Origin of the sequence: Mycobacterium sp. PDNC021 (genome assembly GCF_048282635.1) — a bacterium.
In the GTDB taxonomy this organism is placed as follows: Bacteria; Actinomycetota; Actinomycetes; order Mycobacteriales; family Mycobacteriaceae; genus Mycobacterium; species Mycobacterium llatzerense.
Genome location: NZ_CP182502.1, coordinates 1989138 through 2011323 on the forward strand (window position 1 = coordinate 1989138; position 22186 = coordinate 2011323).

General features: G+C 63.4%; 19 protein-coding genes. 8 read left to right on the plus strand and 11 right to left on the minus strand.

Annotated elements, in window-relative coordinates; all coding sequences use genetic code 11:
• Positions 1-86 precede the first annotated feature (86 nt).
• Positions 87-638, plus strand: a complete 552-nt coding sequence (gene rplQ, locus ACNO8X_RS09330) for a 50S ribosomal protein L17 (protein ID WP_418005036.1) — start codon at positions 87-89, stop codon at positions 636-638.
• A gap of 16 nt (positions 639-654) precedes the next feature.
• The gene (truA, locus tag ACNO8X_RS09335) at positions 655-1518 is read left to right on the plus strand and encodes a tRNA pseudouridine(38-40) synthase TruA (RefSeq protein ID WP_418005037.1); all 864 of its coding nucleotides are present in this window, start codon (positions 655-657) and stop codon (positions 1516-1518) included.
• Positions 1519-1527: 9 nt separating this feature from the next.
• On the opposite strand, the gene ACNO8X_RS09340 is transcribed toward truA, so the two are convergent.
• The 5 genes from ACNO8X_RS09340 to ACNO8X_RS09360 all read right to left on the minus strand — a co-directional run bounded on the left by ACNO8X_RS09340 (position 1528) and on the right by ACNO8X_RS09360 (position 5389).
• Positions 1528-2265: a cutinase family protein gene (locus ACNO8X_RS09340; RefSeq protein WP_418005038.1), complete on the minus strand. Its 738-nt coding sequence runs from the start codon at positions 2263-2265 to the stop codon at positions 1528-1530.
• A 20-nt stretch (positions 2266-2285) separates the two neighbouring features.
• Entirely contained in the window at positions 2286-2891 is a 606-nt protein-coding gene (locus ACNO8X_RS09345) for a cutinase family protein (RefSeq protein ID WP_418005834.1), read from the minus strand.
• Between the two features lie 114 nt (positions 2892-3005).
• Positions 3006-3671, minus strand: coding sequence for a cutinase family protein (locus ACNO8X_RS09350; RefSeq protein WP_418005039.1), 666 nt, complete (start codon positions 3669-3671; stop codon positions 3006-3008).
• Between the two features lie 56 nt (positions 3672-3727).
• Positions 3728-4396 carry a cutinase family protein gene (locus tag ACNO8X_RS09355; RefSeq protein ID WP_418005040.1) on the minus strand — a complete coding sequence of 223 codons (669 nt, stop codon included), beginning with the start codon at positions 4394-4396 and terminating at the stop codon, positions 3728-3730.
• Positions 4397-4411: 15 nt separating this feature from the next.
• Entirely contained in the window at positions 4412-5389 is a 978-nt protein-coding gene (locus ACNO8X_RS09360) for an EamA family transporter (RefSeq protein WP_418005835.1), read from the minus strand.
• Between the two features lie 120 nt (positions 5390-5509).
• Here ACNO8X_RS09360 and ACNO8X_RS09365 point away from each other — a divergent pair, with 120 nt between their 5' ends.
• The 3 genes from ACNO8X_RS09365 to ACNO8X_RS09375 all read left to right on the plus strand — a co-directional run bounded on the left by ACNO8X_RS09365 (position 5510) and on the right by ACNO8X_RS09375 (position 9082).
• The gene (locus ACNO8X_RS09365) at positions 5510-6064 is read left to right on the plus strand and encodes a CGNR zinc finger domain-containing protein (protein WP_260937534.1); all 555 of its coding nucleotides are present in this window, start codon (positions 5510-5512) and stop codon (positions 6062-6064) included.
• A gap of 161 nt (positions 6065-6225) precedes the next feature.
• Complete coding sequence (gene glpK / locus ACNO8X_RS09370; protein ID WP_418005836.1) at positions 6226-7692, plus strand: glycerol kinase GlpK; 1467 nt, start codon at positions 6226-6228, stop codon at positions 7690-7692.
• Between the two features lie 394 nt (positions 7693-8086).
• The gene (locus tag ACNO8X_RS09375; protein ID WP_418005041.1) at positions 8087-9082 is read left to right on the plus strand and encodes an oxygenase MpaB family protein; all 996 of its coding nucleotides are present in this window, start codon (positions 8087-8089) and stop codon (positions 9080-9082) included.
• Between the two features lie 276 nt (positions 9083-9358).
• Here the strand turns inward: ACNO8X_RS09375 and ACNO8X_RS09380 are convergent, their stop codons facing one another.
• Entirely contained in the window at positions 9359-10105 is a 747-nt protein-coding gene (locus tag ACNO8X_RS09380) for a helix-turn-helix domain-containing protein (protein ID WP_418005042.1), read from the minus strand.
• Positions 10106-10907: 802 nt separating this feature from the next.
• A complete protein-coding gene (locus ACNO8X_RS09385) occupies positions 10908-11837 on the minus strand; it encodes an oxygenase MpaB family protein (RefSeq protein ID WP_418005043.1) in 930 nt (309 codons plus the stop codon).
• Between the two features lie 770 nt (positions 11838-12607).
• Here ACNO8X_RS09385 and ACNO8X_RS09390 point away from each other — a divergent pair.
• Entirely contained in the window at positions 12608-13336 is a 729-nt protein-coding gene (locus tag ACNO8X_RS09390; RefSeq protein ID WP_418005044.1) for a TetR/AcrR family transcriptional regulator, read from the plus strand.
• A 762-nt stretch (positions 13337-14098) separates the two neighbouring features.
• Here the strand turns inward: ACNO8X_RS09390 and ACNO8X_RS09395 are convergent.
• Positions 14099-14647, minus strand: coding sequence for a TetR/AcrR family transcriptional regulator (locus ACNO8X_RS09395; protein ID WP_418005045.1), 549 nt, complete (start codon positions 14645-14647; stop codon positions 14099-14101).
• Between the two features lie 599 nt (positions 14648-15246).
• Positions 15247-15858, minus strand: coding sequence for a TetR/AcrR family transcriptional regulator (locus tag ACNO8X_RS09400; protein ID WP_418005046.1), 612 nt, complete (start codon positions 15856-15858; stop codon positions 15247-15249).
• 2041 nt (positions 15859-17899) lie between these two features.
• On the opposite strand from ACNO8X_RS09400, the gene ACNO8X_RS09405 reads away from it, so the two are divergent.
• Together ACNO8X_RS09405 and eccB are read left to right on the plus strand one after the other, a co-directional pair.
• On the plus strand, positions 17900-18598 hold the full coding sequence (locus ACNO8X_RS09405; protein WP_418005047.1) for a DUF5642 family protein: 699 nt from the start codon (positions 17900-17902) through the stop codon (positions 18596-18598).
• A gap of 204 nt (positions 18599-18802) precedes the next feature.
• Positions 18803-20152 carry a type VII secretion protein EccB gene (gene eccB / locus ACNO8X_RS09410; RefSeq protein ID WP_418005048.1) on the plus strand — a complete coding sequence of 450 codons (1350 nt, stop codon included), beginning with the start codon at positions 18803-18805 and terminating at the stop codon, positions 20150-20152.
• Positions 20153-20197: 45 nt separating this feature from the next.
• On the opposite strand, the gene ACNO8X_RS09415 is transcribed toward eccB, so the two are convergent.
• Together ACNO8X_RS09415 and ACNO8X_RS09420 are read right to left on the minus strand one after the other, a co-directional pair.
• The gene (locus tag ACNO8X_RS09415) at positions 20198-21583 is read right to left on the minus strand and encodes an aspartate aminotransferase family protein (RefSeq protein ID WP_418005049.1); all 1386 of its coding nucleotides are present in this window, start codon (positions 21581-21583) and stop codon (positions 20198-20200) included.
• Positions 21580-22101 carry an Lrp/AsnC family transcriptional regulator gene (locus ACNO8X_RS09420; RefSeq protein ID WP_418005050.1) on the minus strand — a complete coding sequence of 174 codons (522 nt, stop codon included), beginning with the start codon at positions 22099-22101 and terminating at the stop codon, positions 21580-21582. Before ACNO8X_RS09420 ends, ACNO8X_RS09415 begins: the two co-directional genes overlap by 4 nt.
• Positions 22102-22186 lie beyond the last annotated feature (85 nt).

A 22186-nucleotide genomic window follows, 5' to 3' on the forward strand; every position in this document is an offset into this window, starting at 1 on the left:
CAGTGTAAATACCCCCGGGCTTCGCCCGCCGGGTCCGTCCCGGCCCTACCTGATACGGGGGCCGGCCCCAATTAGGAGAAGTTGCAATGCCTAAGCCCACAAAGGGTGCTCGCCTCGGCGGGTCGTCGTCACACCAGAAGGCGATCCTGGCCAACCTGGCCACCTCGCTGTTCGAGCACGGCCGCATCAAGACCACCGATGCCAAGGCCCGGGCGTTGCGTCCGTACGCCGAGAAGCTCATCACCCACGCCAAGAAGGGCGCGCTGCACAACCGGCGCGAGGTGATGAAGAAGATCCGCGACAAGGACGTGGTGCACACCCTGTTCGCCGAGATCGCACCGCACTTCGCGGACCGCGAGGGCGGCTACACCCGCATCATCAAGGTCGAGAACCGCAAGGGCGACAACGCCCCCATGGCCGTGATCGAGCTGGTCCGGGAGAAGACCGTCGTCTCCGAGGCCGACCGCGCCCGTCGCGCCGCCGCCGCTCAGGCTGCTGCCGCTCCGGTCGAGGCTCCGGCTGAGGAAGCCGCTGCCGAGGCTCCGGTTGCCGAGGTCGAGGCTGCCGACGAGGGCATCGCCGACGCTCAGACCGCTGAGGCCGAGGCTGAGGCGACCGAGGTTGAGGCCAAGTCCTAATCAGGTTGTGAGCGACATGCCCGCCATCGAATCCGATGGCGGGCATGTTCGTTTACGCCTGGATATCTCGTACGACGGCACCGAATTCGCCGGCTGGGCACCGCAGGCCGGGCAGCGCACGGTCGCCGGCGTCATCGAGGAGACGCTGTCGACGGTGTTCCGCGAGCCGGTGCGGTTGGTCACTGCCGGTCGTACCGATACCGGCGTTCATGCGACCGGTCAGGTTGCGCACGTCGATGTGCCTTCTGCCGCACTGGGTTTCGCGTATCCGCGCACCCGTCGCGATGGTGACCCCGAGTTTCTGCCGCTGGTGCGCCGGCTCGCGCGGTTCCTGCCCGCCGATGTGCGGGTACGCCAGATCGTCCGTGCGGCACCCGGTTTCGACGCCCGGTTCTCTGCGTTGCGGCGACACTACGAATACCGGTTGTCGTTGGCGCCGTATGGGGTAGAGCCGCAGCAGACCCGCTTCATCACGCCGTGGTCGCGACCGCTGGATCTCGACGCGATGACGGCCGCTTCGCAGGAGTTGTTGGGGCTGCAGGATTTTGCGGCCTTCTGCCGATTCCGGGAGGGCGCGACGACCATCCGGGACCTGCAGCGGCTGGAATGGCAGCGCTCGGGTGATCTGGTCACCGCCTACGTGACGGCCGACGCCTTCTGCTGGAACATGGTGCGCTCGCTGGTCGGTGCGTTGCTCACCGTGGGCGTGGGTCGTCGTGAACCCGGTTGGATCGCAGGCCTTTTGACAGCCGACAGCCGGTCCAGCGAGTACACCGCTGCCCCGGCGCGGGGCCTGACACTGGTGTCGGTGGACTACCCGCCGGACGATCAATTGGCGTCGCGCATCAACGTCACCCGCGACCTGCGCACCCTCGACTGACTGTCGTGGCTACGGGGCCGGTGGGGCCGGTGGAGCCGGCGGTGGTGCCAATCGGGCCGCGACGAAGTCGGCCGCCTGGGCGACCATGCCGGACCCTATGTACCCGTCCTGCAAGTGATTTGACCAATCGGCCTGCAGCTGGGTGATGGTCTGGGGAAGTCCGTCCATGCAGACGGGATCGGTGCCATTGCACTGGTCGATGGTCCGATCCCCGTAGACCGGGCTGATGTTGCCGCCACCCATGCGGTGGGTGACGTTGCCGAACAGCGCCACCGCGGCGATGTGAGAGTCCATCCCGGGCGGCAGCGGCCTGTCGAACCCGAATCCCTTGTTGTCCGAGGACAACGCCATGGTTGCGGACGCCGCGCCCAGCGAGTACCCGCCGATTACCAGCCTGGTGTCGGGACACCGCGACGCCATGTCCTGAATGCGTGAGCTGATGTCGTTGGCGCCCTGCGGGATTTCGATATTGGCCGGATAGTTCACCGCATAGACCCCGACATTCAGCGGTGTTTTGGCGCGCAACGCATCGACGAAGGCGGTTCCCACCCGGCCGATGCCGGGGCGTTCATTGCGGCCGCGGGCGAAGACCACCTCCACCTGCGGGCAGGGGTCGGCCGACGCGGCACCGATGAATCCCGACGGTGCGGCGGTCGTCGACACCGCCAGCCCAGTGGCGACGGACGCTGCCGCGCCAACCACGGCGACGGCAGACCGAACGGAGTTCATGACGGAGCGGGGGGCCATGGCTGGAGTCTAGCCGCGCGTCACAATCGCGCCGCTACGAACTTCGCGGCCTGGTTCACCATGCCGGACTTGATGTACCCGGGCGCGAGATGGTCCTGCCACTCGGCACGCCACCTGGAGGGGCTGCTCGGATTGCAGACCGGGTCGTCCGAATGACAGAGGTCGATGGTGCGGTTCTGATACGTCGAGCTCAACGCCGTGATGGGCGCTGCCCAGTTGACGCCGTTGCCGAACAGGGCCACCGCCGCGATGTGCTGATCGGTGCCGCGGGGCAGTGGGCTGTTGAAGGTGAACGCCGAAATGGGCACCGCGATAACCAGATCGGTGGCCGCGGCGCCCAATGAGTAACCGCCGAGCACGATCTTGGTGGCCGGGCAGTTGCGGGCAAGCCATTGCACGCGCCGGCTCATGTCGTTGGCACCCATGTCTACCTGGGTGTCCGCCGGGTAATTCACCGGGTACAGAGCGATATTCGGGCCGCGGAGCTGGCGCAGCGCGGTGACGAACGCGGCACCGACCTGTCCGGGGCCGGGCGGTTCCATCCGGCCGCGGGCGAACACCACCTCTGCGGGCGCGCAGGTGGCGGCGGCGTTCGCCACGCCAATGTCCGTGAGTAACACGGACATTGGCGCGGCGCCGACAGTCAGAGCGGTGATCAGCACAGCAGACGTACGGCGGCCAATCACAAATTCGATGGTATCTCGACGAATTGACGGTCTCGTCGAGAAAAGATGCCAGCCTTACAACAATCCGGCGACGAAATTGGCCGCGTCGTTGGTCGCGCCACCCGCGTACGTCTTGTGCGCGTCCACGACCTGACCGTCGGTCTGGCATATCGGGTCACCCGGGTTGCACAGGTCGATGACCTTGCCACCCCACACCGGGCTGGCCGTCAACGGCAGGCCCAGCTTGGCGGACGGGTTACCGAACACCGCGATGGCCGCGACGTGGCCGGCGGCCTCGGGCGGCAACGGGTTGTTGAAGCCGACGCCGGGGACGGGGATGGCGCCGATGACGTCCATCACGGCCGCGCCCTGCGAGTAGCCGCCGAGCACCTGCCGGGTGCCCGGGCAGTTGTCGGCCATCCACTGGATGTGGGCGCTGGCGTCGTTGGCGCCGTCAGCCGCGGCCAGGAAGTCGTACGACGCCGGGTAGACGACGGCGTAGGACCCGACAGACCGGCCGCCGACCTTGTTGCGGAGCTGGTTGACGAAGGCCCCGCCGACCCTGCCCAGGCCGGGCGCTTCGGTGGTGCCGCGCGCGAAGGTCACCTCGATGTCGGGGCAGTTCGCGGCAGCGGCGACGCCGACGGCACCCAGGGATGGCGGTGTCAGCACGGTGACGCCGGCGATGACTACGGTGGTTGCGGTGCCGGCGAAGACGCGGCGCAGTGCACTGATGATCACACCGAATCTTAACCGCGGTTCCGGATGCGGTTCCGCGCCAGACGCTTAGCGGCCGGTCAGACGCGGGATGCGATGAACTGTGCGGCCTGTCCGATGTACTCGGATGTCTCGTAGCGCGAGTGCGCGAACGGGTTGCGGCCGCGCGAGCAGATCGGGTCGCCCCACAGGCACAGGTCGACCGAGCGGTTGGAGAACAGCCCGATCGAATCCAGCGGATGGCTGAACTTGGCTGACGGATTCCCGAATACCGCGGCGGCCGAGACTCGGCTCGCGAGGTCGGCGGGCAGCGGCGGTGCCGAGCCGACTTCGCCGATTCGGTCGCCGAGCGGCGGAATGCCCGCCAGCATGTCGACCACCGCGGCGCCCTGCGAGTAGCCACCCAGCACGATCTTGGTACTGGGGCATTGCTGCGCCATCAGGGCGATGCGGTTCTGTGCGTCTGTGGCGCCGTCCTGCGCGGTGAGGAAGTCATAGGACGCCGGGTAGTCGACGGCGTAGCCGGTGACGGTGCGGCTCCCGACCAGGGGCTGCAGCGCGTCGACCAGTACCGAGCCGACGCGGCCCATGCCGGGGTCGTCGTGCGTGCCGCGGGCGAAGATCACCTCGATGTTCGGGCAGGGGTCTGCCTTGGCCGGTGCCGACGGCAACAGCGCGGAACTGGAGATGACGGCGGCGGCGATCGCGGCCACGCGGACCGACGTGCTGAGCAAGGTCACGCGGGCCATCTTCACATATCGCGCTCAGCTACGGCCAATCGTTTGCCCTGCTGGCAAACCTTCCGGGCTATCCGGCCAGTCGTCGTGCCAGCTGGCCTCACCGCGGTCACCCTGGCGGGCGAGCGCCAGGCCCGCCAGCACCACCGCACCGCCCAGCAATTGGATCCCGGTGATGGCCTCGCCCAGCAATGCCCAGGCGGACAGCACGGCGAACATCACCTCGGACAGGCCGACCAGGGACGCGAACCGGGGCTGCAGGCGGGCGATGCCCATGATGCCGAAGGTGTACGCCATCGCGGTCGGCACGATGGCCAGCGCGATCACGGGGACCAGCCAGGATGTCGTCAGCCCCGCCAGCGTGGTGGGGTGGGCAGTGAAGGCGAGCGGCATGATGCCGGAGACGCCGAGGAGTGCGACCGTCACCGCGCCGACGATCAGGCCGCCGGTGGCCAGGGTGATGGAGTGCAGGCCGGTGCCGTCGGCGCTGGCCTTGTCGGACATGACGAAGTAGCAGGCGGCGCAGACGGCGGCGCCCATGCCCCAGGCGATGCCGGCCAGGCTGATCTGGGCTCCGGTGTGGCTGCCGGGTCCGATCAGACCGAGCACCAGGGTGATGCCGGCGATGGCGATCGCGACGCCGGCCAGGGTCAGGGTGCTGGGGCGGCGACGGGTCGTGGCCCATACCCAACCCACCACCAGCAGGGGTGCGGCGTACTCGAGCAGCAGCGCGACGCCGACCGGCAGGTAGGTGACGGCGTTGAAGTAGCACAGCTGGGCGCCCGCGATCGGGATGGCGCCGTAGGCGATGACCGTCCCTTTGTGGCTCAGGGCTTCGCGCACCCAGCCGCGGCGCAGGATGGTCGCGACCACGGCCATGACCAGCGCGCCGCCGGTCAGCCGGGCGACCACTGCCGCGGTAGGGCTCCAGCCGGCCTCGATCAGGGACTTGCCGAGGGCGCCCGCCATCCCGAAGGTGAAGGCCGACGTGACGGCGAAAATCATGCCGGTCCGGAAGTGACCGGCTGCGGTGCCGTTCGACGCAGTCACGGGCCACCTCCGATGGTGTAATGAGTGAAGTTGAGATTGGTCATGACGCTACGGAGGGTGGGTGTAACGAGTCAAATGAATTTCAGTCATGACACGGAGCTCACGCTGCGCGCGGCATGTGTATTGGTCAACAGTGACCGCGTCGACGGTGATCAGCTGGCCGATCTGGCGGCCCTCGACGGGTACCTGAACGAGTTCGGCTGGACCGGGCGGCGCGACCGCGACGCCGACGAGCTGGCGGCGGTACACGGTCTGCGCGCGCGACTCGGCTCGCTGTGGGCCGCGGCGGGCGACGAGGAAGCGGTGGTCGGCCAGGTCAATGCGCTGCTCAGCGACAACCGCGCCATGCCCTGGCTGACGCGGCACCCGGAGATGCCGGAATGGCACCTGCACCTGGCGGCCGACCAGGATCCGCTCGTGCAGCGCATGGGCGCCGAGATGGCGATGGCCCTCGCCGACCTCATCCGGGCCGGTGAACTGCGCCGGCTCAAGACGTGCACGGCAGCGGACTGCACCGCCGTGCTGATCGACATGTCGCGCAACCGATCCCGCATCTTCTGCGACACCGGAAACTGCGGAAACCGCCAGCACGTCGCGGCGTACCGCGAACGCCGCGCCCGCGAGAACTGACGTTTCCGTCCGACGCGCCCGGCGCCGGTTGCCGCAATGCATCGCGTCATGCGCGTCCGTCTCCTACCGTGATCACCGACACCTCAGTGTTTGAGCGGAAGGACGGGCCATTGGCCGAATTCGTAGCGGCCATCGACCAGGGCACCACCAGCACCCGGGCGATGATCTTCGATCACTCAGGTCGTGAGGTCGGACGCCACCAGCTCGAACATGAGCAGATCCTGCCGCGGGCCGGCTGGGTCGAGCACAATCCCGTCGAAATCTGGGAGCGCACTGGCTCGGTGCTGCAGACCGCGCTGAACAAGACGCGGCTGGCGGCGTCCGATCTGGTCGCGCTTGGGATCACCAATCAGCGCGAGACGACGATGGTGTGGGACAAGCACACCGGGCGCCCGTACTACCACGCGATCGTGTGGCAGGACACCCGCACCGACCGCATCGCCTCGGCGCTGGAACGCGAGGGCCACGGCGATGTCATCCGCCGCAAGGCGGGCCTGCCGCCGGCGACCTATTTCTCCGGCGGCAAGATTCAGTGGATCCTCGAGAACGTCGACGGTGTGCGCGAAGCCGCCGAACGCGGTGACGCAATCTTCGGGACCTGCGACACCTGGGTGCTGTGGAACCTGACCGGCGGCACCCGCGGCGGCGTGCACGTCACCGACGTCACCAACGCCAGCCGCACTATGCTGATGAACCTCGAGACTCTCGACTGGGACGACGAACTGTTGTCGTTCTTCGGGATTCCGCGCCAGATGCTGCCGACCATCGCGTCGTCGTCGGTGTCCGAGCCCTACGGTCTGACCGCGGCCGACGGCCCGTTGGGCGCGCCGGTGCCGGTCACAGGCATCCTCGGCGACCAGCAGGCTGCGATGGTGGGGCAGGTGTGTCTGTCGGCGGGGGAGGCCAAGAACACCTACGGCACAGGCAATTTCCTGTTGCTCAACACCGGCGAGAAGATCGTACGGTCGGAGCACGGGCTGCTGACCACGGTGTGCTATCGCTTCGGCGACGCGAAACCCGTTTATGCCCTGGAGGGTTCGATCGCCGTCACCGGTTCGGCCGTGCAGTGGCTGCGGGATCAGCTGGGCATCATCGCCGGTGCCTCCGACAGCGAGACGCTGGCCCGCCAGGTCGAGGACAACGGCGGCGTGTACTTCGTGCCGGCGTTCTCGGGACTCTTTGCGCCGTACTGGCGTTCGGATGCGCGCGGAGCGATCGTCGGGCTGTCCCGGTTCAACACCAATGCCCACCTGGCGCGGGCCACGCTGGAGGCCATCTGCTACCAGAGCCGCGACGTGGTCGACGCCATGGCCGCGGATTCCGGCGTGCACCTCGAGGTGCTCAAGGTCGACGGCGGCATCACCGCCAACGAACTGTGCATGCAGATCCAGGCCGACGTGCTGGGCGTCGAGGTGGTGAAACCCGTTGTCGCCGAGACCACTGCGCTCGGTGCGGCCTACGCGGCCGGACTCGGGGTCGGGTTCTGGTCGAACCCCGACGAGCTGCGCGCCAACTGGCTGGAGCACAAACGCTGGGCGCCGTCGTGGGACGACGGCCAGCGCGCGGCCGGGTACGCCGGCTGGCAGAAGGCCGTCGGCCGCACCCTGGACTGGGTCGACGTCTCCTAGCGATTTGTGCACGATTTTCCGCGGCGAGCGCGGAAATCGTGCACAAGTCACCGGGGCGAATTGGCGTCGGGGCGCATGTCCCGCCTGCGTGTGATTGGCGCATGGGATGCCTGCGGCGAGCGGGTCGGCGGCGGACAAGTCGCGTGCGGAGTTGTGTCCGGTATGTTCCGGCTGCCGCTCGGGGGCGACTTCTGGTGCCTTGGATGAGGGCGTGCACGCGGTCATTCGCGCCCCATTAGGCCTGGGCGAACTCGGCGGCCAAGGGGGCGTTCCGGACCTTGACTCCCACTCAATTCTGGTGCACGCTAACTCCAAATAGAAGTCTGGTGCTGATTGGCACCAGAATACTGGCCGTGCCACTCCTAACGGTGGCTCTGAGCGCAGGAGAACGCCAATGACCTGTCCCGTTAATCAAGCATCGATCACCTCACCGGCACCCGAATCGATCTCGCTTGACCATGACGGCGCCGCGCCGGCATGCACCGACGGGGTCGACCGATTCGAACGGATATCGGGCTCGGCGTTCATCGGGTTGTTCGCCGCCGCGCTGCTTGACCAGACGATGATGCCCGCCGTATCAGCGGCATTGGAAGAGACGGGGCGCATCCGCAACACCCCGGTGCCGCGTGGATTGCGCACCGCCACATCTGCTCAGATCGTTTTCTCCGGCGATGCTGCAGATCGCCGCGAAGAATCCGCGCGTCTGCTGCGCCTGCACCGCGACGTCAAAGGTGTCGACGCGGGCGGTAACCGCTATTCGGCGCTGAATCCCGAACTGTGGAACTGGATTTTGATCAGCACTTTCTTCATGTATCGCAATGCCGCTGTGGTGATCAGCGGCATGGACTTCACCGACGCAGACAACCAGGCCGTCTGGAATCACTTCCGCGAGGACGTCACCGATCTGCAGTTGCCGGGACGCTCAAGACTCGTCAGCGACTACCGAGACCTCTGCAACTACTACGACAACATGGTGGCCAATAGACTTGCCGCCACGCCAACTCTGGAGACTGCAACGAGCTCTTTGCTACATCCGCCGCGTCCCGACTTTGTTCCGATTATGGCTGCTCCGGCGTGGGCTCTGGTCGGTCCCGTCGCAGGACATCTAGCAGCGGTGCTGGGCTTCGGTGTTATGCACCCTGGCGCGCGGGCACTGGTACCGATGAAGTGGACCTGGCGACACGACCTAGAGTTCAGTGCGTTGTCCTTCCTGATGCGATCGGCATACCGGATTCTGCCGGTGGCCATTACCGACACTCCACTGACCCGTGCTCGCCGCAAGTACGAGAAGCTGATAACCGCATACAAGGGCATCGGGCTCACGTCGTTCGCGCCCGACCATCCCAGGGATGGAGTATCAGCCGCCAGCGACATCTGCGCTCGTAGCTAGACGCCCCGTCGCCAGCCACCCCCATCAGCGTCTCGTGATGCAAATCCCTGTACGGCTGTATCGGCCACCATGACGGGAGGCGCTCAATTCCGCCGCTCGAGCGCGTCGCCGTCCGGCTACGCGCTCGCGGTTGAATACGCCGCCGGGACGAGCTCAGCCGTGAAAGTGGCTGCCACCAAAGAGGATATCCCATCTTCGAGCTGACGCGGGCAAGCGAGATTCTGCGATGACTTCATCTGAGTCTGGTTTGCGCGAGGGCTCACAATCGTTTATGGCTCAATGGGTTGATGCGTTGACTGATCCGATCCACACGACCGGTCGGTCCTGATGCACGACGTACACGCCGGCACCATCCATGATGCGGTCCATGTAGTACGCGGTCCGACTCCGCAGGTCCGTGATGCGCACAATGATAACGCTGCCGCTCGGCGCTTGCGGACGACTCATCCACAATGGTTGCATTCGCGCGAGAACCGCGCCGCGCCGAGTTACATCGATGATATGACCGCTCGCAGAGAGCTTTACGTAGTGCAACACGTCCGCGCGCAGCTGCGATATCCCGACCTGGTAGTTGACAGATTTGTTCAAAAGATCACTGTCGCGACTTCTTGGCCGGTCCACCTCGTCGTCAGCGAAGGTGCCGATGAATATTTCCAGTTCGACACGGGCCGCGGGTGGCAGAATGCTAATAGCGTCGACGAGCCGGCGCACGGGGCCGGTCTTCGATGCGGCTAGCAGCATCAGATCGGCGTCGATTCGCTCAAAGTAAGCGTCGTCGGTGAAATATGTCGAAGAAACTCCGAATGCTCGTGCGATAGCCTCGCGAATTCTGGTCGACGGAACCACTCGCGCTCCGTTTCGTAGTTGCGAAATATACGGCGGTGATACCGGCACGCCTAAGTTGCTGCAAGCTCGGCTCACTTCGGCCGGCGAGAGCGGACCGCGCCCCGGTGGATGCACAGTTTCAAAGAGCCGGTTCAAGCGCTGGGCGAACGACGTTGGTGTCGAGTTGGCATCTGGCATTCTTACTTTCCCCTAAGCATTTCTTGGGATACGCTGTGCCGATTGGCTTTTCATGCTGCGGAGTAGTCGGTCGCGTCGTGCCATACTGTGAGCCCGAACAGGTCCCGTACCTTGTCGACCACAGCCGTGATAGCGGCGAACTCGGAGTATCCCGCGTACCCCGCCGCGCCGACCATCAGCGTAAGCACCCTGTCGACACAGGCTTGCTGGTTGGTTTTCGATATCCAACTCGCCGGTGGCAGCAGTGATCGGCACGGAGTAGGTAACGAATATGCGCTCTCTATCGATTGATATTTGAGGTCGCTGCGAACTTGAGGATGACGGTGGGCGTGCACCGTGACGGACATCAGGATTGGCCTGGTGTGAGTCGTCGTCACTAGGTGAAAACACCTCGGTCATAAGTACCGGAGGCGAATCAATTGCGTCGCCGTCGGCAGGTGTGGAAATCACGTCTGCTCGTTGCTTTGACATCGCAGCATCACGTCGGCCTTTCAACTCAATCCATTCGGCTGCAGTCCTGAACTTCCAACCGCAGAACCGCCTCTGCGAACACACTTCGACCCGTTGAGCGGGCCACGGTCACGGACCGCAACATCAACAGCTGCTCCGCGTTGACTACGGATCAGGCCCACGGCGCCAAAGTGTTTCGGTTCCAACCGCGTCATCCCAGTCGCGATTCCAGCTATCGGAAGCACCGGTCTCAATAATTTATTGTTGATTCAAAACCGGGAACAGTGACGTCTGGGCACCGCAAGTCCTCAGCAAGTTACGGCGAGGTGGGTGACGTACAGCCCGTCAAGGTTCAGACGAGTGGCTTGCCCAGCCGATGTCGTAGCTGGATGTTCCAGCGCATCGCCTCGACGGGCAGGGTGCGTACAAACCGGGGTAGCGGCGTTTGCGCCAGTCCGATAGCGCGCATGAGCGCGCTGAACCGACGTTCGTCGCGCTCTGTCCATTGATAGCCGAGCTGCTCGCGGATCGGCGGCGCGAGAAAGCCAACGTTGGTCCAGGTCAACATCCGGGTAGCGGGGCGGATGGCGGTGCGCAACGGTCCTGCCAGGAAATCGAATTCCACCAGCCCGCGCAAGTAGGCGGCCATCCGATCATCGATGACCGAACGCTGCAGACCGGCCTCCCAGTATTCCCAGAATGCGTTGATATCGTTGTGCCACATGCCGAATGGCACCTGCAGCGTGGTGGCCAATCGAGAGCCGGCTAGTAGCGCCACGTTCTCTTGTTCAGTGGTAAGTGGGCCGTGGCATCGAATGATCGCATCGCGGGCTCCGTAGAAGATGCAGGATGCCACCCACAATTGGAGATCGCGGTTGAACGCGTTGTACTTCACCGGACTGTCCGGCCCTGACCGAATGTGCCGGTGTGATCCATTGACTGCGTCGCGGTAGGCCAAGCGCAGCTCCTGGGAACCGAACAACGCGATGGCCACGTAGCCAATCGTGGTCCGGTAACGCTTGAAGGGGTGCTTGGTGACACTGCCGCTGTCAACTGGACTCTCCATGACGCCGTAACACACTTCGGGCCATGCCAGTTGCATTGCCACGTTCGCGGGCCCCGCCAGCACCACGGTCAGCCCATCGAACCCCTGGGCGAAGACCTTGACCGCCCGCTCTTGCTCGCGTTCGATCCGCGCCGCAATTGCCGGTCCGCTTTCGTCGCCAATCAGAGTATTGACGACATCCATCGGGACCGGAGGAAGCGTCGAGGCTGCGTCCATGTTTTCGCCTTAGATTTGAGTGCCGAATGATCAAACTGTCTGGTGCCTTCTGGCACCAGAAATTGATGTGGTGTCAGCGTGCACTAAAGTCGTTATGCAGTCAAGTCTTTGACGAGGCGACGATGCCAGCTGCCACACGCGTCTATGACAAGGGCGCTGCGGAGGAGTGCTGCGCAAGCCGCCGTGGGGCCCTGCTTGAGGCCGCGCGCGACCTGCTTGCCGAATCTGCGGTGCGATCCGTTGCGAAGCGCCATTTGTTCACGCGCGCTGCTTATTCACCGGTACTTCTACGAACAGTTCTCCGACGTTAGAAGGCAAACGTCCAGTGGCGGCCACTGGCGGCAAACTTCTACGCACACCGCTTTGCATTCCATGGAAGATGATGCAGGGCAATGCGCGGAACGTATCCGCTATGTTACTATGATATTAGTTGAATAACAGTGCAACCAGCGCTGTTTGGTCTGCGCTTGGTGAGCTTGTCGGACGAGGGTGTTTGAATCGATGATTGCAGCGCGCAGTCGCCCGGCTGGGCTGCGCCCCAGTGAGCATCTGGCTAGGTAACGCGTACCACTTCTGGCTGCGGTCGTCACGATGACATCGATGTCGGCGGGTTCGCCGTAGGTGGGATCGGAATGGTTCTTAGTTTTCCGCGGTGCGCAGATCGTTGGTTCTGGCTGTTCACCTTTGCAATTCGCTCCGGGGGGCCAAGTGCATCCGACCCGGTCCGTTGTTTCGATCCTTGGGAGGCGATTCGATCCTTGGGAGGCGATGTGAGCCGGAGCGGAAGTATTGTGAAGAATGTGGTGGCGGGCCAGGCGGACCGTCAAACGCGCAAGCGTGTCTCCAGTGGTGGTTTCGATGGCCGTCAGGGCGTTCCGACTCTTGCCCAGGACGGTAACCGTCGCATCGGACGCCCATCCGGGTCATCCGCGGTGGTCACACGTGACCGGATTATCGATGCGGCGCAAACGGTGTTCTGCGATTGGGGGTTTGACGCGGCGACGATGGACGCCATTGCCGAGCTTAGTGGCGTCACGCGACCCGCGCTCCGGTATTACTTTGACAGCAAGGATGCGCTCTACGCTGCGGTCTTAGAGGTCGTTCGCGATGAATGTTTCGCGGCAGCAGTGAACGCAGTTGGTAGTTACCCCGATCTGGCGGGACGCTTGGTTGCTTTCATGACCGAGTTGTTTGTTGATGGGCAGAATGATTCAGCGCGGGCCTCGCTCTTTATGAAGATGGCTGTGCAGGCTTGTCGTCAATGGCAGCCCCTCGGCGGCCTCAGTGACCCATTCGATGAGGTGCGGAGGTTCGTCTCTGACTGTGTGGCGGCCGCTTCCGCCAACGGTGAGTTTGATGCGGACGTCGACGTGGGCGTTGTGGCAGAGGCAGCGTTGACGCTCGTCTCGGGTGTGGCCATCTATTCGGGAATTCCCGGGTCCGGGGCAGCGGTCGCCGACGTGATTGACTACGTCGGCAGCCTGTTTTCGCCGGCATGATTCTGGCGCCCCTGCGGTGCTTCGAATGCCGGCTGCGCCAACTATCCGGCCAGCGCGGCGCCAGCCGTGCGTGAGCAGCCACGCAGTGCAACCTGGTGACCCAAGGCATTGTGCGGCTTTTTCGGCCCGCTACCGCGGTTCCTGTATGCCGTTGCAGCGATACGGTCGCATCGGACAGAGACTGTCCGGCGCCGCTTGGACGCCAGACAGTCTCCGTTTGTGGCATACATCAACCGCGTCGGGCACGAAGTACTGTGTCACGTCACTGAGTCGGCTAATCCTTCAGCGTGGCGAGTGCTGGCGCGGTCTCATCTTTGTTGTCTTTGGGATTCAGATCAGTCAACCGAGCAGGGTTCGGACCGCACGGGTGCGGTGGAAACGCAAGGAAGCCCTGACTGCATGGGGGAAGGATTCTCCGCGCTCGACGCTCGAGTTCCGAGAGTCGCCTGGTAGCTCGCGTTGTGAGGGTAATCGCAACGTCTGGTGAATCGGAGGTTGTCGAGAACTGTCGCGAATCGACCAGCAAACGGGCGACGATGGGCGGATGGAGCAATTGTGACGCAAATTTCGAACTTGGGGATTTGGGTCTTGTGGTGCAGCCATCTATTGGCGTCTTCGCGCTATCGTGATCGGTCGGAATCAACTACGCCTCAATCACCCTATTGGCCACGTGGGAACCGAAATTCAGTGGTCTCTTGGTCTGGATTCTAGGGCGTCGCATGTGGCGATCGCGAATGTACGCGTGCATCGACGAGCGCCGGGTTACTTCCGGCTGATGTGGCCGGCGGCAAACAGCATTGCCGCAATGATGTCGGTGAGATGATCACGGTCGGTGTCGAATTCGCCGCGCAACCATGCCGCGACAAGTTCCATTGTGCCGCTGATGATCGTGAAGGAAACGAGGTCAGTGTCGCACGTGGGTGGTGCCTTGGGCCCGAGTTGTTCTCGGGTGAGAGCAGACATTGACGCGGCGATCTGGTGATTGGTGGCGATGCGAATGCTTTGGAGGGTCTCGGTGGTATGCGAACTGATCAGAAGTTGGGCGCGACGAGGGTCGGCCAACAAGAAGCCCAGTGCTGCGCCGGCGGCCGCGTGTACCCGTGCTGGAGGTGCCGATCCTCGTGTGGCATCGAGAACGGCTTGTAGCCCTTGGGTGGTGACCCATTCTCCGAGCGCCAGCAGGAGGGCATTGATGTCGGAGAAGTGTTCGTAGAAGTATCGATCGTTGAGTCGCGCTCGCGAACAGACGGCGCGCTTGGTGACTGATCGCACTCCTGATTCGGCGATCAGGTCGAGTGCGGCCTCGAGCAAGGCCTCTCGGCGACTTGAGCTGCGCTGGTCGGCAGTAACCCCGCCGTAGACACGCCTGGCGATTGGCATTACCGACATGTCCTTTCTTCTTGCACTTGACCCCAGCGCAATTTTGGTGCACGCTGACGACACATCTGCTTCTGGGGTGGAATGACACCAGATGGAGGTTGGGCACTGGCACTGTATCGAGAGGCGCGCTGATGGACTTAGCCTGGTCCCTTCCCGCACTAAATCCTCTGATGGTTGAGGAGCATGCAAGTACAGGGGGCGAACAGACTGAGCCGCGGCAGGAGCAGGCAGTCGAGGTACTCAGCAAGGGGAATGACGGACATACAGTTGTGCAGGTCGGGCTTGCGAATGTGGCAATGCAGCTGGCGTGGCCGGAAATCTGTTATGGCGTGATGCAGAGCCCGGTGGGCAGCGGGAACAGCGTGACGGTTCAGCCGGCTGATGCGCGGCATCGGACTGACGTGCAAGCCGCTACCGGGGTTTGTGCGCACATTCCCTGTGGACGCGATGCGGTGGAACATTCAGCTATGACATCGGCTGAGCAAGCCGCTGGTCTGACTCTTGGCGGGTGAGTCACACGGCAATCAGTGTCACGATCGGTCGGCGTTTTCGATTACGGCGCGCACGATCGGCAACACGAAGCGCCGCGCGTACCGGCGGACATCAGCCTTGGTTGCCAGAGCGGGTTGTCTGGGCGGAGCAAGCAGCAGAGAGTGAACCATCCGCACGAGCATCTCGGCCAGAGTGCGCGGTTTGAGAAGGTCGACGTCGTGACTTTTCGCTGCCCGGGCTATAGATGACACGGCGAAGTCAGTCGCGACAGCCTGAGCCGGACCTGACTCGTGAGTCAGCAGCCGCAGGGCCACATCGGGCTCGCTGCGCATCTCGCGTGTCATGAGAGGATGGGTTTGCAGGCCCCAATAGACGGCGACGAAACCGGTGATGATCTTGTCTTCGAACGACCGTTCTTTGGCGGCGGCTTCTTGTGCTTCGTTGAACAGCCGATCCAGTTCACGCATCACTGCTGTGATCAACAGCGTATTCTTTGCCGGCCACCGTCGGTAGACCGTCATGTGGGACACATCGGCGTACTTCGCGATGGATTTCACGGTTGCGTGCTCGACACCAAAGTCCACCAACGCGCGAAGTGCCGCGTCGAGGATGCGATCATCATTCGCTTCTCGGGCGTCTTTCAGTTCCAACGCGGGCCCTTCTCCTGGAATCGTGCAGCGAGCGAACCCATTCGGATACCGCGACGCGTTGCGTATTGCCCCGAGCATACTGTGCCGTCCTGTACAGGAGATCACGATTTGATGCTCGGCCATATTGGGCCGTGGCGCGGTGATGCTATTGAACCAGTCGCAACGGCACGATCGCCTCATGCCGGCGAGCGTCCTTTGCAATTAATGGCGGTGATCCGCGTCAGTCCGTGGCCGCCAGCCTCAGCTCGGGCGGCAATGCCGTGAATTTAGCTGGTAGCCAGGCTATAACGGTCGGACTTGTTGTCTCGCTGTGCTTTCGCATCTACTTTCGCACTCGATGGCCCGGCAGTTACCGAGCAGGTATACCGCCAGCGGGAGCAGGTGGGTTCGCATGTAATCGGCAATGTCTTGGGGCGTCTTAAGCTGGGCGCTGAAATCGGGTGAGAACAGCATGGACTGCATAGTCCGAGCCGTGATCTCGACTAGCACGTCCGTGCGGTTGGCGTGCGTGCCTGCACGGGTGGTCGCCATACACACATCGCAGCTTGCGTCGACGGCGCGGGCGACACGCGCGGACGATCGATCAATACAGGCGGCCTGTCCTCGATCTTGGCCCTGGGTGCCTTTTGCGAGCGCTTGAACAGTTATGAACACGCCTGTCAGGCAGTCAACGATATCGGCAGCGGAATCGTTCGGGCGGCGCACGCACAACTGCAAATGTGCCAACTGTGTTGGTAGATAACGCTCTACAACTGAGTACACCAAATCGTAAGATTGAAGCCAACAAAGTCGACCGTCGTCGGTCGAAGTCGTGGTTCGGGAAGTCATGTCGACTGAAGAGCTCCGCGCGCGGCTTTCGGTTGAGTGCTGCGCATCTGGCAGCCCATTTGCCATTCGTGCGCGCGCCCGCTCGTGCGTCGCAGGCATCATGACCGCATTAGTCGAACGTTTGCACTCGAGCGGGTGTGCTGTGGGTGCACTGGGTTGAACCCACGCTGCCACACGCGCGTCATTCGATGCGGCCGACCTGAATGCAGCACGCCATCCATGGACATCGTTCCCTTCTGCTGCTGTGCATGGCGGTCGACGGGAGTTTCTATCGTGTCCCAAGCTATTTATGTGCAAGACAGATCGCCCGACCGGGAGCCCCCCAGTAACGCTGTCGTCAATTTGTGAGTATAGCGATACTCAGATTTCGCTGCAAGGCGAAAAATTAGCCGAAATGCGGGCTGGCTGGAGCATTTGGCGTCCGTTGCTCTTGTGTCCAATGGGCCGCACTATCGCCGTTGTCTGCGTATTTGTTGAGGCGGATAATTTGCGCGCACTACAGGGATCTTCAGCCTGTGTCAAGAGCTCATTCTTTGCTGCCTTCGTGCGATCATGTGCCCGATGCGTCATTGCCGAATTTTCGGGTGAGAGTATTGATCGCGGTGATCGCGGCCCAGTTCACTGCTGATCTACAGGCGGTTCTGGTCGAGCCCAAACTGTGTCACTTGAGGATTGGCCTCCGTGCGCGGGTGTCGCCCTTCTGCGCGAATCTCCAGGCCTGGTCCCCGGTGTGGTGAGTCGACGTGGCGTTGGGGCGAGGCTGATATTCGCGCGAGGGGATCGGTGGATGTGTTCAGCTTCTGTAGCGCTCCGAGCACTCATGTTACGATGTTAACAATAATAATTCGTAGTAACAGACTATGCTGCGCGAATTGGGGATTGAGGGGCTGCTCTGAAGCGGTTCCTAGGTAATGGTCGGTCGTTGATCCGCTGTTGCTCTGATGTGCGACGCGCATACGAGTCGGCCTCGACGCGGTGACATTTCGCGACAGGGGGAAGCGCCGTGTGCGGAGCAATTTTCGTCCAACGCCATTCAGCTCGTGAGCAGGTACGGGTCGACCGTTGCCCGAAATATGGGCCGTCCGATACTCGTATGAACGGTCTCGGTCGACTCGGATCAGTTGGTGCAGATAACAATTCGGGCGATACGTGGGGTTGGGATCTGCGCGGCCGCACGCCTAGCTGCGGGCGCCGAGTCATAAGCGGGCTGCGAGTGCTGGCAATTTTGCTATTAGCAATGGTGCTTGAAGGATGTGGATCCGTGGCCCGGCAACCGCTTGTGCATGTCGTAGGGGGCGCTGCCGAGGGGGGCTGGCTCACGAAGATTTATGCAGTCGAGGGATTGTTGCCGCCAGGCTATCAGCCTTCTCGTAAACTCGCGCGCCGCCTTGCTGCTCAAGACGCGGACATGGAGCGTGGTGCCGCGATTGGGACGCATTACGATCCGGCAGATTGTGGCACTGCGTTGCGCCCGAATCCCCTTCCTGTCGGCAGCTCCGTGGCGGGAGTGACGGGAAATCTCCCTTCCCGAAGTGCTCGGATCGAGTTTACCGTCGCCGATACCACTGCATCAAAGTTGGCGATATCTCCGATCTTTGACGATCCCAAATGCGCGGCTGTCACCTTCTCGGGACGTGCAGGCGACTGGCCTGACACCTCTGGAATCACGTTGGATGTCGCCGCGCCCCGCATCGAAGGAATTCGGACTCAGGGGCGCCAGTGGTTGATCACTGTGCACGAGCGCGAGAACCGGTCCGATTTCGTGGAATTCGATTACGTTGCCCAGATAAGCGATCGCCGGCGGCTCGTGGCGACGTTTCTGGCGCCGCGGGATGACCGTTGGAGGACGTTGAGCCCATTCGATATGCAGAGGTTGTTCGCAGAAGTTGTCCATTTGATGTGCGACGAATGAGCTACTCTTCCGTAGACGGTCTTCGGATTCGCGCTGGACGCGATCAAGTCGTTGCAGGTGAGCCACATGGAACGGGACACCGCTTTTGAGAATTGACACACGTTCAGTCACGCTCGGCGTGACTGAACGTGCACGAACCGCGGGGGCGAATTGGCGTCGGGGCGCGTGTCCGTCCGCGGTTAGGCTGCTAGCCGGGGGATGGACATGGCTCGGGGACAGGGTGCGCAACTAGAGGCCAGCGGCCGGCGCTTTCAAATGCGTCGACTGATCCACGCACTGGTGCGTGGTGACGCTGCGATGGTCGATGAACCGATTCGCGCGCAATCGATTTCGTACGCGGCGGGATGGCTCGCCGGACTGCTGGCGGTCGCAGTGTGCGCGGTCATCGCGATCGCGTCACCGGCCGGCGGACTGGGGGAGGTGCCGATTGTCATGGTCCGGGACACCGGCGCGCTGTACGTGCGCATCGGCTCGACGTGGCATCCCGCGCTCAATCTCGCGTCGGCACGGCTCATCGCTAAGTCCGCGGTCAACCCGGTGCCAGTCAATGCTGACGCGATCGCCGCCGCGCCGCGCGGACCTCTCGTCGGAATACCCGGTGCCCCAGCCGAATTGGGCCGACCGCTCACCGCGGTAACGTGGCAGGTCTGCGACAGCGGCCGGACAGTACTGCTCGCCGGCCCGGATGCCGGCGGGCATGAGCGGGCGCGGCCGATCCTGGCGGCGGCAGCAGGCGAGCACCATGCGACGACATATCTGGTGTACGACGGCAGGCGGGCTGAAGTCGACCTACGGGATCTCGCGGTGGTCCGGGCACTGCGACTCGACGGCGTCACACCCCGGCCGCTGTCGCGGTCCTTTCTCGACCTGTTGCCCGAAGTCCCCGCCATTGCGGCGCCAGGCATCCCGGGTCTTGGTACAAGGGGGACCGCCGGTTTCCTTGTCGGACAGGTACTTCGAGTCAACCGCGCAGATGCCGCGGAGCACCATGTGGTTCTCGCCGGCGGTCTGCAACGCGTCGGCGACGTTGCGGCCGACGTCATCCGGTTCGCACACGGTGTGGCTGACGGCGACCTCCGGACCGTGCGCCCGGCGGACATCGCCGCCATCCCGGCGGTCCACGACCTTGCCGTGTCGACCTTCCCGGAGCAGGCCCTTGCGCCTCTGCCGAGCGAGGTCCCGGTGTGCGCACAATGGCAATCGGATTCGGGTCGCGTGAATACCGCTGTCTTACCGGGGAAGCCGGCAGCGCATGAGGTCGCGCTGGTGCAAGCCGACGGCGACGGTCCGAATATCGATGCGGTGGCAATACCGCCGGGACGGTACGCGTACGTGCATGCCACCGGGGTTACCGGTGGATCGGTGACCGGCCCGCTGTACCTGGTGGCGGATACCGGCGTCCGGTACGGCATCCACGACGCCGACACGGCGAAATACCTTGGCGTGGAGGGTGAGCCGCTGCCCGCACCTTGGCCGCTGCTGGCCCGGCTGCCCGGAGGACCTGAATTGAGCGTGCCGGCGGCTGAAGTGCTGCGGGACGGACTGGCGCCGTAGCGGCCGATGATCCCGCGAAATCCTGTCTCGGCCCGTCTCAAGGATCTAGAGGCGGCGCCCCGCTTCGTCGAGGACGTTGTGCAGGATGCTATAGATCTCTTCGAACTCTTTCTGGCCGCTGATCAGCGGTGGAGCCAGCTGGATCACCGGATCGCCGCGATCGTCCGCGCGGCAGTACAGACCGGCCTCCCACAGTGCGGGGGTCAGGAAGCCGCGCAGCAGGCGCTCGGACTCTTCGCCGTTGAACGTCTCTCTGGTGGCCTTGTCTTTTACCAGTTCGATGCCGTAGAAGAATCCCTCACCGCGAACGTCGCCGACGATGGGAAGGTCGTACAGCTTCTCTAGTGTTGCCCTGAATATCGGGGCGTTCGCTTTCACATGGGTATTGATGCCCTCGCGCTCGAAGATATCGAGGTTGGCCAGCGCCACTGCGGACGACACCGGGTGTCCGCCGAAGGTATAGCCGTGGGCGAACATCGTCTTGCCGTCGTTGAACGGTTCGAACAGGCGGTCGCTGGCGATCATCGCGCCGATGGGGGAGTAGCCGGATGTCAAACCCTTTGCGCTGGTGATGATGTCGGGGATGTAGCCGAAATCGTCGCAGGCGAACATCGAGCCGATGCGGCCGTAGGCGCAGATCACCTCGTCGGACACCAGGAGTACGTCGTACCGGTCGCAGATCTCACGGACCCGCTGGAAGTACCCAGGTGGTGGTGGGAAGCAGCCGCCCGCGTTCTGCACTGGCTCCAGGAATACTGCGGCGACGGTATCGGGACCCTCGAATTCGATGGCCTCGGCGATGCGGTCGGCGCAGTACCGGCCGAATGCCTCCTGGTCGTGTGCGTAGGCATCGGGCGCCCGGTAGAAGTTGGTGTTCGGTGCGCGAAAGCCGCCGGGGGTGAGCGGTTCGAATGGCGCCTTGAATGCCGGGATCCCGGTGATCGCCAGTGCGCCCTGAGGGGTGCCGTGGTACGCGATGGAACGCGAAATCACCTTGTGTTTACCGGGTTTTCCGGTCAACTTGAAGAACTGCTTGGCCAGCTTCCATGCACTCTCCACCGCTTCGCCGCCGCCGGTGGTGAAGAAGACCCGGTTCAGGTCGCCTGGCGCATAGTTGGCGATGCGTTCGGCCAGTTCGATTGCGGGCGGCGTTGCGTAGGACCACAACGGGAAGAAGGACAGTTGCTCGGCCTGGCGGGCAGCTGCCGCCGCGAGTTCCTCGCGGCCGTGCCCGACCTGCACGACGAACAGGCCCGAAAGCCCGTCGATATAGCTTTTGCCTCGGTCGTCGAAGATGGTGACGCCCTCGCCGCGGGTGATGATGGGTGGGGCGATATCGGTGCCGTGACGGGCGAAATGTCCCCAGAGATGCCGATTGGCCTTGGCTGCCAGGTCGGTTGAAAGTGGTTGTGCTGCATTGATGGTTGTCATCGGGTGCCCCAGTTGTATTGCTGTTTGACGAGTTTGAGGTAGACGAGCGTTTCGGTGGATAGCACCCCGGGTACGGCTCGAATCTTGCTGTTGAGCAGGTCGAGCAGGTGGCTGTCGTCTTCGCAGACGACTTCGATGATGATGTCGAAGGTTCCGGCGGTCAGCACGACGTAGTCGACGGACGCGATGGCGGCAAGTTTGTCCGCGACCTTCGTGGTATCTCCGGTGCATCGAACGCCGATCAAGGCCTGGCGTCCGAAGCCCAGCTGAACGGGGTCGGTCACGGCGACGATCTGCATGACGCCGGCGTCGACCATGCGCTGAACACGTTGGCGCACCGCCGCTTCCGACAGTTCGACCGCTTTACCGATGGCGGCGTAGGACTGCCTGCCATCCTGCTGCAGTTTCTCGATGATCTCTTTCGAGAGTTCGTCGAGCTGGAATGCGGTGCCGCCCCGAGATTGGCTACTTCGCGCAGGCATCGCAGCGGCATCGGGCTGTGCATCTGAGATGGCCATGGCCTCAATTGTGCACTGATTCCGTCGCTCAATGCAATGTTGGCAACGGAATCAGTCGCAAGTGATGACGTTTCAAGTGGAATCC